The 2,054-nt window shown below is 65.5% G+C and carries 1 protein-coding gene; it reads right to left on the bottom strand.

From position 1 onward, the window contains the following. Positions 1 to 154: 154 nt before the first annotated feature. On the bottom strand, positions 155 to 2,011 hold the full coding sequence (locus DVDV_RS21625; protein WP_075356629.1) for a 4Fe-4S ferredoxin: 1,857 nt from the start codon (positions 2,009 to 2,011) through the stop codon (positions 155 to 157). Positions 2,012 to 2,054: the final 43 nt, after the last annotated feature.

The raw sequence follows: 2,054 nt of genomic DNA, 5'->3' as shown, positions 1-2,054 counted from the left end.
AAAAACTCTTTATGGTTTTAAGGCTTATCCGCTATTTTCCCTTATCGGGGGGTGCAACCAGGAAATTGGTCCTTATCCTGGCTGCACCCCCGCCAAGGGGGTCCGGGGGGATTATCCCCCCCGGCGGGGTTCGGGGCAGCGCCCCGATTCTCTTCTAGTTCTCAGCCGAGTGCAGGCCGCCGGCGCCGGCGGCGAAGCGGACGTTGGTGCGTTCGGGATCGGTCTTGGACGGCTTGGAGCAGTTCCACAGGCAGGCCCCGCAGTGCACGCATTTTTCCCGGTCGAAAAGCGGCACGCCGTCGTCGGGATTGGTGGTGATGGCCTGGCCGGAGCAGGCTTCGATGCAGGTCTTTTCGCAGCAGGCCCGGCAGGTGTCGTGGTCCTCGAAGGTGACGTGGTCGGCGTAGCCCGGCGCGGCCTGCACCTTGCCGCCAAGGAGCAGCGCATCCTGGTGGGAGATGAGCAGGTTGCCGTCGTATTTGATCTCCGGCCAGCCCACGCGGTCCATGAGGGCATCGTGCAGGGCCAGCCCCTTGGCCGTGGCTTCCTGGCGGATGCGCTGGATTTCTTCGCAGGACACACGGCCCCGGTAGTATTCTTCGATGGACGGGATGCGTTTGTGTACGGGCTGGGAATCGGCCGGCCAGCACAGTGCCCCCTTGGTCAGGCCGGCAAGGGCCATGCCGACGATGCCCGGAATGAACCCGGAGGCAAAGCCCTCGCGGGAGCGGGCGGCGATTTTGGCTTCGGCCTCGACCCAGGAGGCCCGGCGGCGGGCGACGTAGGTTTTTTCCAGATTTTCCGAGGTAAAGGGCAGGCCCTGTTCCAGCAACTGGACCACGGCCTCTCCGAGTTGCACGCCGGAGGTCCAGGCCTCGTCCACGCCCGAGCCGGTGAGCACGTTGGTGGTGCCGGAGCCTTCGCCGATGCGGGCGTAGCCGTCGCCGACCAAGTAGGGCTCGCCGTTTTTGCCGGATTCCTGGAGCGTCTTGGCTCCAAACGAGCGGATGGTGCCCCCCCTCAGCTGTTTCCACAGGTAGGGGTGCTGCATCCAGTGCTGGAGGTAGCGGTAGGCGGTGCGCACCGGGTTGTCGAACCAGCTCGGCACAAAAATGCCAAGCGATGCAACATGTCCGGGCAATACATAGAGGAAGCCGAAAATTTCCGGTTCCGGGAAGCCGATGGTGTGGATGACCGTGCCGACCTTCCAGGAACAGTTACCGGGCAGGTCCACCACGAATTTCATGCCGACGGCGTAGTCGCGCTGGTGGTGGCCCATGGGCAGGCCGCGGGCCTCGTCGATGGCCCGGCCGACCGGCCCGACCGGCCCGTCGCCAAGGACGGTCAATTTGGCCCGAACGTCCATGCCGGGCATGAAAGCGGCGTCGGGTTTGCCGGCCTTGTCCACGCCCTGGTCGGCCAGCCGCACGCCGACCACCTTGCGGTGTTCGATGATGGGGGCGGCAACCGGCGAGGACGGCCAGATCTGGGCCGCGCCGGTGGCCATGATATTGCTGCCCACCCACTGGTTGAACTGGCCAAGCGAAAAGGTCAGGCCGCCGTGCTTTTCCAGAAACGGCGGGATGTAGGGCAATTCAACGGCCATGTCCTTGCAGGTGCAGCCCGGAACGCGGCCGCCCAGGAGCGAAATGGCCTTGTCCGCAGCCTTTAGGGGCAGCGGCCGGCGGCTGGCTCCGTGGGGATCGAGGAGATAGACGACCTTTTCCTCGGTGATGGGCGTGCACAGCGGGACGCAGGCCGCATCGAGGCCGGGCAGGCTCTCGCGGATGCCGCGTGCCTTGGACACCACGCCGGAGACGCCGACGCCAATGTCGTCGGCCCGCTCGTAACAGATGACCTGGGGCGGCAACCCGGGCACGACAGTGCTTTCCATGACCGCCGAGCCGTCCTCGTTGACGATGCCCTTGGCGAGCGTGGTCAGAAACCCGCCCATGGCCGGGCCAAAGCCGACGCAGACAATGTCCGTTTCCATGACCTGCCGCTCATCCATACGCGCCTCCGTGGGTGGGTGGGAGGAGAAGAGGCGAAGAGCC

The organism is Desulfovibrio sp. DV, assembly GCF_001936595.1.
Classification (GTDB): Bacteria; Desulfobacterota; Desulfovibrionia; order Desulfovibrionales; family Desulfovibrionaceae; genus Solidesulfovibrio.
The sequence above is the reverse complement of the archived record's forward strand: the minus strand, read 5'-3'. Positions and strand labels throughout refer to the sequence as shown.

What these genes read in the sequence shown, in the direction of transcription:
- DVDV_RS21625 (WP_075356629.1), bottom strand. Translation starts at nt 2,011, where the DNA reads ATGGATGAGCGGCAGGTCATGGAAACGGACATTGTCTGCGTCGGCTTT.